We start from the raw sequence: 14,344 nt of genomic DNA, 5'->3' as shown, positions 1-14,344 counted from the left end.
CCAGACGTGACCGGATTCACGAATGTCCGTTTCCTCCGGAACCCGGGGGGACCGGGGGCGGCGCGTCCCCCCGGTGCTGACGGACCTGCCGGAAGGAAGGAGGCCCGGTGTCCGAGGGCTACATTGACCCGGAGCGGTGGCCTGCGCTGGTCGGACGACCGGACGCCCCGCTGCTGGGGCGCCGTGCGGAGAAACTCCGCACCCGGCTGGAGGAGCTGACCCGGCGCAACGGTGTGGCCCTGACCAGGGGTGCCTCCCCCCGCTTCGTCGTGTCGGACGGGGTGGTGCTCGACCGGGCGGTCGCCGCCGGCTGGCTGGGGATGGCCGAGGGCTACATGGCGGGGGAGTGGTCGGCGGAACCGTTGCCGGAGGTGCTCCGGGTCCTGCTGTCGCAGCCGTTGGAGGCCGGGCTCGGCGCCCGGCTGGCGCGGCGGCGGCGTCCGGACTTCGGCCAGGTGCGGTCCGGGGAGCTGCCGGACAGTCTCGTCGGCATCTACACCGGGGACACGCGGGCGACCGGTTCGGCACTGTTCGCGTCGGGCACCCGGACCTCGGAGACCGTCACCGTCACCCAGCACGGCCGGCCCACCCCGGTGATCACCACGTGGCTGGACGCCCCGGCCCGGGTCGAGCGGGCCGACCTCGACGGTGCACAGCTCAACCGGATCGACCACATGCTCGACCTCGCGGAGGTCGGCCCCGGTGACCGGGTCCTGGAGCTGACGTCGAGCGGGGGAGCACTCCCGGTCGTCGCCGCCCGCCGGGGTGCCCGCGTCGACGTCCTCACCTCGGACGCCGACCATGCGGACGCGGTCCGGGAGCGTGCCCGTGCCGCCGGCGTCGGCGGTGCGGTCCGGGTGCAGACGATCCGGGGGCCGGTGCCCTCCCCACGGCAGTGGTCCGGGACCTATGAGGCGGTGTTCAGCGTGGAGCGGATGGAGACGCTCGGTGACGAGGGCACGCTGCACTACCTGCGGGCGGCGGAGCGGATGCTCGCCCCGCGGGGCACGGCGGTCATCCAGTCGGTGACCTCGGCGGAGCCGACGAAGGACCGCCCGTCGGTGGATCCGGCCTTCGATGTCGTCCGGGCCTACGTGTGGCCCGCGCTGCACTATCCGACGGTCGGCCATGTGCGGGCGGCGGCGGAGAAGGCGGGTCTCACGCTGACCCGGGAGGTGCACCTCGGTTCACACCTGGAGCGGACCCTGTCGCTGTGGCGGTCCGCCTTCACCGCACGGGAACGGTCGGCGGCCGCGGCGGGCTATGACCCGGTGTACCGCCGGTTGTGGACCTACCAGCTGGCCCTGCACGAGGCGCTGGTGGGGACCGGCGACCTGGACTGCGTCCAGTTCGTCCTGCGGCGCTGAGAGCTCAGGCAGGCTCAGGCAGGGCCGTCGTCACCCTCGTCGACGGTGCCGCGGTGCTTCCGGGCGGCCAGCCGCAGCCGCACGATCTTGATGATCACCGGGATGAGCACACTGGCCACTCCGAGCAGGATGAAGACGTCCAGGTACTTCTGGATGAGCGGGATGCCGCCGAGCAGGTAGCCGAGGAGGGTGATGCCGGCGCCCCAGATGATGCAGCCGAGAACCGACCAGAGGGTGAACACGCTGTGCTTCATCTTCGCGATGCCGGCGACGAGCGGGGTGACAGTGCGGACCACGGCGATGAACCGGGCGAACATCACGGTCACCGGCCCGTAGCGGTCGAAGAAGGCCTCGGTCTTCGCCACGGCTTCGGGACCGATCCAGTTGAGTACCCGGGACTGGAGGGCGGGGGGTCCGTAGCGGCGTCCGATGAGGTAGCCGAGCTGGTCGCCGAGCGCGGCGGCGACCGGGATGAGCACCATGAGCATCCACAGCGGGGCGATCTCCCGGTCCGCGGAGGCGGACATGATGCCGGCGGTGAACAGCAGCGTGTCACCGGGGAAGATGAACCCGATGAGGATGCCGGTCTCCATGAAGATGACGGCGAGGACGCCCACCAGTCCGAAGGTGGTCAGGAGACTGTCGACATCGAACATACGGCGATGCAACCTCGCTTTTTCACTCGGCGTGCGGGGCGCCGGACCCGGATCGGGCGGACCCGGCGCGTAAACGCAGTCCAGGATATGTCAACGACCCCGGAGTCAGGGACTCCGGGGCCGGGAAACGACGGTGCGCAGGTGGCAGGGTCAGACGCTGTAGAGGTCGATGTCCCTGGTTTCGCGCATCAGCCGGATGGCGACCAGCGAGATCAGGGTGACCACGCCCAGGTACACACCGACGGCCCACGGGCCGTAGGAGGTGGCCAGGGCGACCGCGATGAACGGGGCGATCGCGGCGCCGAGGATGGAGGCGAAGTTGTAGGCGATGCCGGATCCGGTGTAGCGGACGTTGGTCGCGAACATCTCCGGCAGGACCGCGGACATCGGGCCGAAGATCAGGCCCATGAGGAGCATGCCGAGGGAGAGGTAGATGCAGGCGGAGACCTCCCCGGCGGTGTCCGGGTCGAGGAAGAGCTGGAAGGCGCAGCAGTAGACCAGGATGATGACCGAGATGACGGTGAGGTACTTCTTGCGGCCGACGGTGTCCGCCAGGTAGCCGGCGATCGGGATGCCGATGACGAAGAAGCAGGCGGCGATGAGCTGGATGACCAGGAAGTGCTCGTACTCGATGCCCAGGCCCTTGCCCTCGTCCTTGTCGCCGATACCGAAGGAGAGGAACCAGGTGGTCACGATGTAGAAGAGCGTGTAGGTGGAGACCATGACGAAGGTGCCGAGGATGACGTCCTTCCAGGCGGTGCGGAACACCTCGGCGGTCGGGACCTTGACGTCCTCGCCCTTGTCGAGGGTCTCCTGGAAGACGGGGGTCTCGTCGAGCTTGAACCGGACCCACAGGCCGATGGCCACCATGACCGAGGAGCAGAGGAACGGCACGCGCCAGCCCCAGGAGAGGAAGTCGCCCTTGATGTCGCCGTCGGTGTGGCCCATGATCGTCACGAGCACGAGGAACAGGCCGTTGGCGAGCAGGAAGCCGAAGGGGGCGCCGAGCTGCGGCCACATGGCCGCCCGGGCGCGTTTGCCCTCCTCGGCGTTCTCGGTGGCGAGCAGCGCGGCGCCGGACCATTCGCCGCCGAGGCCGATGCCCTGGCAGAAGCGGAGCAGGGCCAGCAGGGCGGGCGCCCACAGGCCGATCTGGTCGTAGGTGGGCAGGCAGCCGATGATGAAGGTCGCGATGCCCATGGTGAGCAGGGCGCCGATGAGGGTGGCCTTGCGGCCGATGCGGTCACCGAAGTGGCCGAACAGGACGGAGCCGACGGGGCGTGCGACGAAGGCGAGCCCGAAGGTGGCCAGCGAGGCGAGGAGTCCGACGGTGGAGTTCGCGTTCTTGGGGAAGAACAGGTCGGGGAAGACGACGACGGCGGCCGTGGCATAGGCGTAGAAGTCGTAGAACTCGATGGTCGTTCCGATGGTGGACGCGATGATCACGCGGCCCTTGGAGTTCCCGCTGGCCTTCGGGGCCTCAGGTTCTGTGAGTGTGGCGGTCATGTCTCTTCTTGAAGTGTCTCGGGGGTCCGTGAATATGTCAGCAGGTCGAAGTTTCCCACTTAATGGGATGCGCCGACCGATGTGCGGGAAGTTACTCCGACCATAAGGTGGACGTCAAATCTCATTGTGTGGGAACTTGCGGGACGCCGCGGAAATCTGACGGGCGCCGTACGCTAGTTGCCTATGGGAGAGAACATGACAGACACCACAGATGTGCTCATCGTCGGATGCGGACTCGCCGGCATGGTCGCCGCCTACGAGGCACAACGGGCGGGGCTCAGCGTCCGCATCCTCGACCAGGAGAACCGGGCCAACCTCGGCGGCCAGGCGTTCTGGTCGCTCGGCGGCCTGTTCTACGTCGACAGCCCCGAACAGAAGATCATGGGTGTCCACGACTCGGAGGAGCTGGCCTGGCGCGACTGGGAGAACTCCGCCGACTACGACGAGGGCCCCGACGACCGGTGGCCCCGCGAATGGGGCCGGGCCTACGTCCACTTCGCCGCCACGGAGAAACGCGACTACCTCAAGGGCCTGGGCCTCAACGTGCTGCCCACCATCGGCTGGGCCGAGCGCGGCAGCGGGGACGCCTCCGGCCACGGCAACTCCGTCCCCCGGTTCCACCTCACCTGGGGCACCGGCCCGGAGGTCGTCCGGGTCTTCCGGGAACCGCTGCTCGCCGCCGAACAGGAGGGCCGTGTGCACTTCGCCTTCCGGCACCGTGTCGACGAACTCATCGAGGAGGACGGTGCCGTCGTCGGCGTCCGGGGCAGCGTCCTGGCCCCCTGCGACGAACTCGGCCGCGGTACCGCCTCCCCGCGCGAGGTCGTCGACACCTTCGAGTTCCGGGCCGCCGCGGTGGCCGTCACCTCCGGCGGCATCGGCGGCAACCTCGACCTCGTCCGCCGGTCCTGGCCCACCGAGCGGTGGGGCGACTGCCCCGACGACCTGGTCACCGGCGTCCCCGCCCATGTCGACGGCAGGATGATCGGCATCTCCGAGGCCGCCGGCGCCAACACGGTCAACACCGACCGGATGTGGCACTACACCGAGGGGATGATGAACTGGGACCCGATCTGGCCGAACCACGGCATCCGCATCATCCCCGGCCCCAGCTCCCTGTGGCTCGACGCGACCGGGACCCGCCTGCCCACCAATCTCTTCCCCGGCGCCGACAACCTCGCATCCCTCGCCCACATCGGGCGCACCGGCCACGGCTACAGCTGGTTCCTGCTCGACCGCACCATCGCCGCCAAGGAGTTCATGTTCTCCGGCTCGGAGCAGAACCCCGACCTCACCGACAAGGAACTGAAGAAGCTCGCCGGCAAGGTCGGCCCCGGCATGCACGTCGCCGTCCAGAACTTCATGGACCACGGTGAGGACTGGGTCATCGCCGGCGACCTGGACCAGCTCGTCGCCGGGATGAACGAACTGGCCGGCAACGATCTGCTGGACGCCGCCGCGGTCCGCCGGACCGTCGAGGACCGCGACAGTCAGCTCGACAACAAGTTCAGCAAGGATGCCCAGGTCAACTACATCGGGACCGCCCGCAACTTCCTCGGCGACAAGCTGATCCGGACCGCGGCACCCCACAAGCTCCTCGACCCCAAGCACGGTCCGTTGATCGCCGTGCGGCTGCGGGTGCTGACCCGCAAGACCCTCGGCGGCATCGAGACCGACCTGTCCGGCCGGTGCCTCCGCTCCGACGGCTCGGTCCTGCCCGGCTTGTACGCCGCCGGGGAGGTCGCAGGCTTCGGCGGCGGCGGGATGCACGGCAGGAACGCCCTGGAGGGCACCTTCCTCGGCGGCTGCATCCACTCCGGCAAGCGGGTCGGCGAGGCACTGGCCGGAGCGCTCCGGTGACGGTCACCTGGCACACCCTCGACGCCCACGACTGGCGGGCGGCCGTCGCCGGCCTGTCCTACGGCGCCACCGCGGGGATCCGGGCCGCCCTGGCCCGCATCGCCCGCCACGACCGCGACCTCAACGCCTTCGCCACCGTCCTCGCCGAGGAGGCCCTGGACCGGGCCGCGGAGCTCGACGAGGTCGCCCCGGCGGACCGCGGCCCGCTCCACGGCGTCCCCGTCGCGGTGAAGTCCGAGATCGACGTCGCCGGGGTGGTGACCACCTACGGCACCCGGGCGAACAGCACCCCCGCCACCGCGGACGCCCGCGTCGTCCGGCTGCTCCGGGACGCCGGCGCGGTCATCATCGGCACCACCCGGATGCCCGAATTCGGCGCGTGGCCGTACACCGAGACCACCGGCGACGGGGTGACCCGCAACCCGTATAACCGCACCCGCACCCCCGGCGGCTCCAGCGGCGGCTCGGCGGCCGCGGTCGCCGCCGGTCTCGTCCCCCTCGCACTCGGCGGGGACGGCGGCGGATCGATCCGCATCCCCGCGGCGAACTGCGGACTGTTCGGCCTGAAACCGCAGCGCGGACGGGTCTCCCCGGCGCCGCACCCGCACCTGTGGCACGCGCTGGGGACCACCGGTCCGCTCACCCGGTCGGTGCGGGACGCCGCCCTGGTCCACGACCTCATCGACGGCAACGTCGACACCGACGAGCACCGCGCCGGGCCGGTCGGCTCCCTCGTCGCGGCCGCGGCCGGTGCGGCGACCGCACCACGGCAACGGATCGGGGTGTGCCTGACCCCGCCGGCGAAGACCGGGAGGCTCCACCCGGAGCACGCCGGTGCCGTCCGTCGGGCCGCGGACCGGCTGCGGGCGGCCGGCCACACGGTCATCGACTACGACCCGCACTACCCGGACCCCACGGCGGCGTTCATCCCCCAGTTCTTCGCCGGTATCCGCAGCGAGGCCGCGGAGGTGGAGCACCCCGACCGACTGGAGCGCCGGACCCGGAACCTTGTCCGGCTCGGCAGCTGGGTTCGGACCCCGGTCCGGCGCCGGGCCGAGAAACGCGGCGTCCGCATCGCCCGTGACCTCGACAGGGTCTGGGACGACGTCGACGTCCTGCTCACCCCGACCGTGCCGGACCGGCCGGGCCCGGCGGACGCCACCGTAGGCCGGGGTGCCCTGCGCACCCTGCTCGCCGCCGCCGGTCCGGTGGCGTACACGGCGATGTGGAACGTCACCGGTTTCCCGGCCGCGGCCGTCCCCGCCGGTACCGGCACCGACGGTCTGCCGCTGTCCGTGCAGCTGGTGGGCCCGGCCGACGGGGAGGAACGGCTGGTGGCCCTGGCCGCCGAGCTGACCGGTTAGCTGGCGTCCCCGCCGGTGGGGAGGCCCGTCGGGGTGATGACCGGGAAGGACGACCACGGGAAGTCGATCCACCGGTCGGTCTTCTTCCACACGTAGTCGGGCGTGATGATCGACCGCGGCTTGTGGTAGATCACGGCGGTGCGGGACTCGGTGACGGTCTCGGCACAGTACTGCTGGACCAGCTCGAGGGTCTTCCCGGAATCGGCGACATCGTCGGCGATGAGCACCTTCATCCCCGACAGGTCGACCGCCTCGGGCGTCGGCGGCAGCATCACCGGCTGCTCGAGGGTCTGACCGATGCCGGTGTAGAACTCCACGTTGATCACCGACACGTTCTTCACCCCCATGGCGTACCCGAGAGCACCACCGATGAGCAGGCCACCACGGGCGATGGAGAGGATGAGGTCCGGTTCGTAGTCGTCCACGACGGTCTGCGCCAGCTCTTTGATGGCGTCGCCGAACAGTTCATAGGTGAGGATCTCGCGGTCAGCGGTTGTGGGGCTCATGGCAGTTCATCGTAGCGAACCGGCCGGGGCATAGGATGCTCAGCATGCGAATCGGAATCATCGGGGCCGGCGCTGTCGGCACATTCTTCGGCTCCCGGCTGGCGGCCGCCGGCCATGAGGTCACCGTCCTGGCGCGCGGCGCCGCACTCGACCGGATCCGCGACACCGGCCTGACGGTGCAGGTCGACGGGGAGACCCGGCACCAGCCGGTGACCGCTGCGGCAGCACCGGCGGACCTGGTCACCGCCGACGGTGACCCGCTGGACGTGGTGCTGCTCGCGGTCAAGGCCACCGGCGAGACCCTGGCGGACCGCCGGGCGCAGATTGCGGCGATGGTCTCCGGCATCCCCGGCGATCCCGTCATCGCGACCACCCAGAACTCGGTGGAGGCGCACCGGCTCGTCGCCGACGCGGTCGGCACCGGGCGCACCTGGCCCGGCGTGGTGCGCGGCTACTTCATCCACACCGGCCCGGCGACGGTGCGGTTCCACCCGCCGCTGGCCACCTACACCGTCGGCCGGTGGGAGGGGAGCGGCAGCACGGAGGACGCCGCGCTCGGCCGGTTCGCCGAGGCCCTCACCGACGCGGGCATCGAGGGGATCGTCCGCGACGACCTGTGGTGCGACATCTGGGAGAAGGCGATGTTCGTCACCTGCTTCGGCGCACTCGGCGCCGTCGCCGACCGCCCCGTCGGGGTACTGCGCACCACACTGCGGTCGAGCCTGGTGGGCATGATCACCGAGGCGGACGCCGCGGCGCGGGGCTCGGGTGTCGCCCTGGCCTCCGACGCGGTCGACCGCACGGTGGCCTTCGTCGACGCGCAGCCGGCGGACGCCACCAGTTCGATGCAGCGGGACATCGCCGCCGGAATCGCCGGGGAACTGGACTCCCAGCTCGGTGCGGTCCGTCGGGTCGGCGCGGAGCACGGTGTGCCGACTCCGCTGCTCGACCTCGTCGGGGGACTGCTGGAACTTCAGCTCACTCGCGGTTGAGACCGGGGGTGGCGGGGTCGCCGTCGGCGTCCTCGTCCCCGATGTCGTCGCGGCGGGCGTCGTCGGGGGACCAGCCGTCGCCCCACTCGCCGGAGGTGTAGTCGTAGTCGACCTCGTTGCCGTCCTCGTCGGTCCGCCGGTACCAGTCGGTGACCTCACTGGCGGTCGAGTCGAAGTCGGCGCCGGCACCGTGGCCCTCCTCGGCGCGGCCGACGGTGATCTCGAACTCGTCGCCGTGCTCCTCGAGCCCCTTGACCACCGCATTGTGGATGGCGTTCTCCGCGTAGGCGCGGCGGATCGCCGCCGGGTCGGTGGCGAGGTCCCGGAGGAAGGCGACCACCAGGCCGATGAGCACCACGGAGAACGGGATCGCGATGAGGATGGTGAGGTTCTGGAGCCCGGACAGGGCGTCCTCGCCGCCGGCCAGCAGCATGACCACGGCGATCCCCATCATGCACAGACCCCAGAAGACGACGATGATTTTCCGCGGGGCGGGGTCGCCCTTCGACGACAGGGTGCCCATCACCACGGAGGCGGAGTCCGCCGAGGTGATGAAGAACACCGCCAGCACGAAGATCACGATGAACGGGATGACGCCACTGAGCGGCAGGTGGTCGAACATGCTGAACAGGGTCTGTTCGGAGGTGCCGGACCCGTCGAAGCCGGCCTTGCCGTCACGGTGGAAGGCGATCGCGGTGCCGCCGAAGACGGTGAAGGCGAGGATGAGGATGAACGTCGGCACCAGGGTGGTGACGACCGCGAACTCGCGGAGGGTGCGGCCGCGGGAGATCCGGGCGATGAACATGCCGACGAAGGGCGTCCAGGCGATCCACCATGCCCAGTAGAAGGCGGTCCACTGCGCCTGGAAATCGAGTGTGTCCTGGCCCCACGACAGCGACCGGCCCATCATGTCGATGAGGTTGTCGGCGTAGGAGGCGATGCCGGAGGGGATGAGGTTGAGCAGGAACAGTGTCGGCCCGGTGATGAAGACGAAGAGGACGAGACCGAGGGTGAGGGTGATGTTGAGGTTCGACAGGTAACGGATGCCCCGGGAGACCCCGGAGACCGCGCTGATGATGAAGCAGACCGTCAGGACCGCCATGATGAGGATGAGGACGGTGTTGGTGACGTCGGAGGCGCCCGAGACGATCTTCACGCCTTCGCCGATCTGGATGGCGGAGAGGCCGAGGGTCGCGGCGGTGCCGAAGAGGGTGGCGATGATGGCCATCATGTCGACGAGGCGTCCGGCGACCCCGTCGGTGTGCCGGTCGCCGAACAGGCTGCGGAAGACCGAGCTCATCAGGGAGACGCGGCCGCGCCGGTAGATGCTGTAGGCGAGGGCGCCGCCGACCAGGGCGTAGAGGGCCCAGGCGGCCAGGCCCCAGTGGAAGTGGGACTGGGCGAGGGCCTGGTGGAGTGATTCGGGGGTCTCGGGGTCCACGGTGTGCGGGGGCGGGGAGAGGTAGTGCCAGAGGGGTTCGGAGGGGCCGAAGAAGAAGATGCCGACGCCGATGCCGGCACCGAACATCATGGCGATCCACGAGAACCGGGAGAATTCGGGACTCTCGCCGTCCTTGCCGAGATTGATGTTCCCGAAGCGGGAGAAGGCCAGGTAGATCATGATCACGAGACCGAGGATCATGACGATGTTGAGGAGCCAGCCGGTGTTCTCCATCGCCCAGGAGAACATGGTGGAGGAGGTGTCCCCGACGGAGTCCGGGGCGATGACGCCCCAGAGAATGAAGGCCACGATGAGCGCGGCGGTGATGCCGAAGACGACCTTGTCGAGGCCGAATCTGGTGCGTAGTTCGTCGACGCTGATGCCGGGCACGAGGCCGGGGTGCATGTCGTCGGGGTAGATACCGACGGTGGTGGACCGGGTCTGGTCCAGGAAGCCCTGTCGCTGGGTGGCGCCGGGACTGGGAGGGTTGTCGTCGTCAGGATTGCCGGGATGACCGGGATTGTCGCTGGTGTCCGTGCTGTCACTGGAAGCAGGCATGGCGGTCATTATGGTGGGGTGCGGGGGTGAACACAATTTCCCCTTGCCCGATGTCGCGCCGGGTGGCGCATGGGACAGCGCTGCCCGTGGGCCTGCCTGTGCGGCATTCCGGGTGTTCGGGCGGGGGAGTAGCGCGGTCGGACGCCGGGATGCAGTCCGACGAACAGGCGTTCCACATTATTTCGAACAGGTGGTTGACTCTGTCCGGTGGGTGGGGTACTGTGTGACGTAGAGCACATCAGGAGAGGTCAGGCGGGGACCACCGGGAGGGGACCATGACCACCACACCACCCACCGACGACAACCACGGCAACCACGGCAACAGCAGCGACAAGCGCGGCGGCGAGAGCGGCAGGACCAGCCGGCTCGACGGCGGGGACCATCCCCGCGGTGGTCGGCATATCCCGCACGGTACTGAACCGACCAGCGGAGAGACCTACAACAGTCTGTCGCAGAAGTTGGCCGGGCCGGTGAACACCGCCGAACTCACCCTCGTCGCCTTCCTCACCACCGTTGGCGCCGACGCCCGCCTGTCGGCCGCCCAGGCCGTCCGCCGCCGCGGCCACCGCGAAGCCGTCTGCTACGCCCACGCCGCGGATCTGGCGGTGCGGATGCCGGCCCTGTTCGACCGTATGCGCACCGACTCCCGCTACAGTGTCGAACACCTCGAGATCATCTGGACCCGCATCAACCGGCACGCCCGCGCCCTCGCCGCCGCCGGGCAGCAGCTGCCCGCCACCGTCGACGAGGCGGTCGCCTCGAGGATCGGTATGCAGATCACCCCGGACGGGACGGTGTGGTCGGTGCCGGCTCTCGGCGACGCCACCGACGGGATCCTCACCGACGTCGCACCGGTGCCGGTCGCCGACACCGAGGAGACTGAGCGAAAGACGGTGGGGCTGACGCGGCGGGGTACCCGGTTCACTCTGGAGTGCGGGGACCGGTCGGTCGCCGACGGACTGTGGGAACCGTTGTCCGCTGCGGCGCTGGAGGTGCGTAAGGAGCTCCTGGTTGAGCAGGAGACCCTCCGGGCGCAGCAGGCGCGTGCGGCCGGAGAAACTGGGCCGGAGTCGGCTGAGTCGGAGGAGTCGGCGGAGTTGGTGGCGGCCCGTCGGATCGTCGACGGCATCATCAACCCGGCCGGCAACCCGGCCGGCGACCCCGCCGACAACCCTGCCGACACCGGTGTGCCGGAGGAGGAGCCGGTGGCGACGTTGGCGGATCCGTTGCCGGCGCCGGGGATGATCCGGTGCCGGGGTGAGGCGATGCTGAAGATTCTGGGTGGTCACCGTGACCAGTTGAAGGTCGTCGTCAACGTGTACACGCCGAAAACCGACGGACCCGACGGTTCCACCGGTGGCCCCGACGGACCCACTGGCCCGGACAACGGCGACGGTGGCGACAACGGCAGTCCTGCCGCCGGCCCGGCTGCCCCGGGGACGGGTCCGGGTTCTCCAGGCACTGCCCCGCAGGCCGGTCCGACCGGCCCGACCGGCCCCACCGGCCCCACCGGCCCCGCCTGTGGTCCGGGGTTCGTCATCGGCACCGGCTGGGTGTCCCCGGCCACCACCGCCACCCTGATCAACACCGCCGACCTGGTCCGCGACCTGCCCGACATCGAGGATCTCACCGACACCGGCTGCTACCGGTTCACCACCCTGCACCGGGCCACCGCGGTCGGCCGGGACGCCCGCTGCCGGTTCCCCGGCTGCCGGGTGCCGGCCGACCGGTGCGAACTCGACCACATCATCAACTCACCGTTCACCGACCCGGACAGTGACGGGCCGACGAGCATCCGCAACTGCGCATGCCTGTGCCGGACCCACCACCAGTTGAAGACGAAGAAACTCTGGAAAGTACACACCCCCGACGACGGGATCACCCTGCACTGGGCCGGCCCCGCAGGGGTCACCGCCACCACCGTGGCGTCGGGCCCGTTGGTTGTCGACTGTGCCTCCGGAACCGATCCCGGCGGGCCGGCACAGGCAGCCTGAACCACGGCCGTCACTACCTGAGCGAAGCCGACCCGGCGTCCGGAAACACCACCCCGGACGACCGGGACACACCCACGCCCGAAAACCGCGGACGGGTCGCCGTACCGGAGCCGGGGCCCGCCGCCCGTCCACTTCGCCTCCTCCAGAACCCTGGAGGCGTGATCCACGCAACCGTGGCTTAAACTGATCAGTCATGTTCACCGGAATCGTCGAGGAGACCGGGACCGTCGCCGCCGTGGAACGCACGGCCGACGCCCAACGTCTCCGCATCACCTGCCACGATGTCCTCGCCGACGTCACACACGGCGCCTCCATCGCCGTCAACGGCGTCTGTCTGACCGTCACCGAGTTCGAGAAATCCGGTGACAATCCCGGCTTCTGGGCGGACTGCATGCAGGTCACCCTCGACTACACCGCCATCGGTGATCTCACCGTCGGCGACCGGGTGAATCTCGAACGCGCCACCGCTGCCGGCGGTCGTCTCGGCGGACACATCGTCCAGGGACACGTCGACGGAACCGCGACCCTGGAGTCCCGGACCCCGGGCAGCGAGTGGGACGTGCTCCGGTTCCGGCTCGGCGATCCCGGACTCGCCCGCTACGTCGCCAAGAAGGGCAGCATCGCGGTCAACGGTACGTCCCTGACCGTCGCCGAAGTCGGCCCGGTCACCGACCCGTGGTTCGAGGTCTCCCTGATCCCCGTCACCCTCGCCGAGACCGTCCTGGGTGACCTGGCCGTCGGTGACCGCGTCAACATCGAATGTGACGTCCTCGCCAAGTACATCGAACGGCTCGCCGCCGCCGCCGACACCGACACCGCCGCAGCCCCGGAAGGAACCACCAAGTGAGCGAATCCGAACAGCGCACCAGTCTGCTCGACCCCGTCGAGGACGCGATCGCCGACATTGCCGCCGGCAAGGCCGTGGTCGTCGTCGATGACGAGGACCGGGAGAACGAGGGCGACATCATCTTCGCCGCCGAGAAGGCGACCCCGGAGCTCGTCGCCTTCACCGTGCAGCACTCCTCCGGCTACATCTGCGCCACCCTCACCGCCGAGGACGCCGACCGGCTCGGCCTGCCCCCGATGGTCGCCCGAAGTGAGGACGTCCGGGGCACCGCCTACACCGTCACCGTGGACGCCGCCGACGACATCACCACCGGCATCAGCGCCACCGACCGCGCCAACACGGTCCGCAAACTCGCCGACCCGAACTCCACCCGCGCGACCTTCCACCGGCCGGGGCACGTCGTGCCGCTGCGGGCGAAGGACGGCGGAGTGCTCGAACGCGTCGGCCACACCGAGGCGTCCGTCGACCTGGCCCGTGCCGCGGGCCTCCGGCCGGCCGGTGTGCTGTGCGAGGTCGTCTCCCACGAGGACCCGACCGGCATGGCCCGGCTGCCGGAACTGCGCCGGTTCTGCGACGAGCACGGCCTGTCGCTCATCTCCATCGAGCAGCTCGCCGAGTGGCGCCGGGTGAACACCCCGGTGGTCACCCGCACCGTCGAGTCGCGGCTGCCCACCCGCCACGGCAACTTCCGCGTCGTGGCCTACACCGGCACCGTCGACCGTGTGGAGCACCTCGCCCTGGTGGCCGGGGACCCGGCGTCCGACGGCGGTGAGGATGTGCCGGTGCGCATCCACTCCGAGTGCATCACCGGTGACATCTTCGGCTCGCTGCGCTGCGACTGCGGCGAACAGCTGGACGCCGCCCTCGACCGCATCAGTGAGGCCGGTCGCGGCGTGCTGATCTACCTGCGTGGCCAGGAGGGCCGCGGCATCGGCCTGGTGCCGAAACTGCGCGCCTACAACCTGCAGGACGAGGGGCTGGACACCGTCGACGCGAACACGGCCCAGGGGCTGCCCGCCGACGCCCGTGAGTACAGTGCCGCCGCCCAGATCCTCCGCGATCTCGGCGTGACCTCCGTCGCGCTGCTGTCCAACAACCCCGCCAAGCGGCTCGACCTGGAGCGTCACGGTATCTCCGTGGCCCGCCGGGTGCCCATCGAGCTGCCCGCCAACCCCGAGAACGAGGCCTATCTGCGCACCAAGCGTGACCGGATGGGCCACCAGCTCGATTCCCTGAGCAGTTAGGAAGCCGTC

Annotated in this window: 11 protein-coding genes; 7 read left to right on the top strand and 4 right to left on the bottom strand. The window is 70.0% G+C overall.

Annotation, left to right across the window (positions count from 1 at the left end; translation table 11 throughout):
- Positions 1 to 107 precede the first annotated feature (107 nt).
- The gene (locus FSW06_RS03235; RefSeq protein ID WP_010118417.1) at positions 108 to 1,367 is read left to right on the top strand and encodes a class I SAM-dependent methyltransferase; all 1,260 of its coding nucleotides are present in this window, start codon (positions 108 to 110) and stop codon (positions 1,365 to 1,367) included.
- Between the two features lie 14 nt (positions 1,368 to 1,381).
- Here the strand turns inward: FSW06_RS03235 and FSW06_RS03230 are convergent, their stop codons facing one another.
- Together FSW06_RS03230 and FSW06_RS03225 are read right to left on the bottom strand one after the other, a co-directional pair.
- On the bottom strand, positions 1,382 to 2,023 hold the full coding sequence (locus tag FSW06_RS03230) for a DedA family protein (RefSeq protein ID WP_010118418.1): 642 nt from the start codon (positions 2,021 to 2,023) through the stop codon (positions 1,382 to 1,384).
- Between the two features lie 150 nt (positions 2,024 to 2,173).
- Positions 2,174 to 3,529 carry an MFS transporter gene (locus tag FSW06_RS03225; protein ID WP_010118419.1) on the bottom strand — a complete coding sequence of 452 codons (1,356 nt, stop codon included), beginning with the start codon at positions 3,527 to 3,529 and terminating at the stop codon, positions 2,174 to 2,176.
- Between the two features lie 195 nt (positions 3,530 to 3,724).
- Here FSW06_RS03225 and FSW06_RS03220 point away from each other — a divergent pair, with 195 nt between their 5' ends.
- Together FSW06_RS03220 and FSW06_RS03215 are read left to right on the top strand one after the other, a co-directional pair.
- Entirely contained in the window at positions 3,725 to 5,389 is a 1,665-nt protein-coding gene (locus FSW06_RS03220) for an FAD-binding dehydrogenase (protein WP_010118420.1), read from the top strand.
- Positions 5,386 to 6,753, top strand: a complete 1,368-nt coding sequence (locus FSW06_RS03215) for an amidase family protein (protein WP_010118422.1) — start codon at positions 5,386 to 5,388, stop codon at positions 6,751 to 6,753. Before FSW06_RS03220 ends, FSW06_RS03215 begins: the two co-directional genes overlap by 4 nt.
- Here the strand turns inward: FSW06_RS03215 and FSW06_RS03210 are convergent.
- A complete protein-coding gene (locus tag FSW06_RS03210) occupies positions 6,750 to 7,259 on the bottom strand; it encodes a phosphoribosyltransferase (protein ID WP_010118424.1) in 510 nt (169 codons plus the stop codon). The genes FSW06_RS03215 and FSW06_RS03210 overlap by 4 nt on opposite strands.
- 44 nt (positions 7,260 to 7,303) lie before the next feature.
- Between FSW06_RS03210 and FSW06_RS03205 the strand changes: the two genes are divergently transcribed.
- A complete protein-coding gene (locus FSW06_RS03205) occupies positions 7,304 to 8,251 on the top strand; it encodes a 2-dehydropantoate 2-reductase (RefSeq protein ID WP_010118426.1) in 948 nt (315 codons plus the stop codon).
- Here the strand turns inward: FSW06_RS03205 and FSW06_RS03200 are convergent.
- Positions 8,238 to 10,097 (bottom strand): BCCT family transporter, encoded by a 1,860-nt coding sequence (locus FSW06_RS03200; protein ID WP_139024358.1) that lies wholly within the window; start codon positions 10,095 to 10,097, stop codon positions 8,238 to 8,240. The genes FSW06_RS03205 and FSW06_RS03200 overlap by 14 nt on opposite strands.
- A gap of 428 nt (positions 10,098 to 10,525) precedes the next feature.
- Between FSW06_RS03200 and FSW06_RS14910 the strand changes: the two genes are divergently transcribed.
- From FSW06_RS14910 to FSW06_RS03185, 3 genes are all read left to right on the top strand, one after another.
- On the top strand, positions 10,526 to 12,244 hold the full coding sequence (locus FSW06_RS14910) for an HNH endonuclease signature motif containing protein (RefSeq protein ID WP_146881302.1): 1,719 nt from the start codon (positions 10,526 to 10,528) through the stop codon (positions 12,242 to 12,244).
- A 193-nt stretch (positions 12,245 to 12,437) separates the two neighbouring features.
- Complete coding sequence (locus FSW06_RS03190) at positions 12,438 to 13,091, top strand: riboflavin synthase (protein WP_010118449.1); 654 nt, start codon at positions 12,438 to 12,440, stop codon at positions 13,089 to 13,091.
- On the top strand, positions 13,088 to 14,335 hold the full coding sequence (locus FSW06_RS03185; RefSeq protein ID WP_010118451.1) for a bifunctional 3,4-dihydroxy-2-butanone-4-phosphate synthase/GTP cyclohydrolase II: 1,248 nt from the start codon (positions 13,088 to 13,090) through the stop codon (positions 14,333 to 14,335). The genes FSW06_RS03190 and FSW06_RS03185 overlap by 4 nt, the downstream gene beginning before the upstream one ends.
- The last annotated feature ends 9 nt before the right edge of the window (positions 14,336 to 14,344 follow it).

This window comes from Corynebacterium nuruki S6-4 (assembly GCF_007970465.1).
GTDB lineage: Bacteria > Actinomycetota > Actinomycetes > Mycobacteriales > Mycobacteriaceae > Corynebacterium > Corynebacterium nuruki.
This window is presented reverse-complemented; position numbering and strand designations above follow the sequence as displayed.

Bases quoted from the DNA above. Each gene is read 5' to 3' on its own strand.
- FSW06_RS03225 (WP_010118419.1), bottom strand. From the start codon at position 3,529: ATGACCGCCACACTCACAGAACCTGAGGCCCCGAAGGCCAGCGGGAAC.
- FSW06_RS03205 (WP_010118426.1), top strand. From the start codon at position 7,304: ATGCGAATCGGAATCATCGGGGCCGGCGCTGTCGGCACATTCTTCGGC.
- FSW06_RS14910 (WP_146881302.1), top strand. From the start codon at position 10,526: ATGACCACCACACCACCCACCGACGACAACCACGGCAACCACGGCAAC.
- FSW06_RS03200 (WP_139024358.1), bottom strand. From the start codon at position 10,097: ATGCACCCCGGCCTCGTGCCCGGCATCAGCGTCGACGAACTACGCACC.
- FSW06_RS03190 (WP_010118449.1), top strand. From the start codon at position 12,438: ATGTTCACCGGAATCGTCGAGGAGACCGGGACCGTCGCCGCCGTGGAA.
- FSW06_RS03210 (WP_010118424.1), bottom strand. From the start codon at position 7,259: ATGAGCCCCACAACCGCTGACCGCGAGATCCTCACCTATGAACTGTTC.
- FSW06_RS03220 (WP_010118420.1), top strand. From the start codon at position 3,725: ATGACAGACACCACAGATGTGCTCATCGTCGGATGCGGACTCGCCGGC.
- FSW06_RS03230 (WP_010118418.1), bottom strand. From the start codon at position 2,023: ATGTTCGATGTCGACAGTCTCCTGACCACCTTCGGACTGGTGGGCGTC.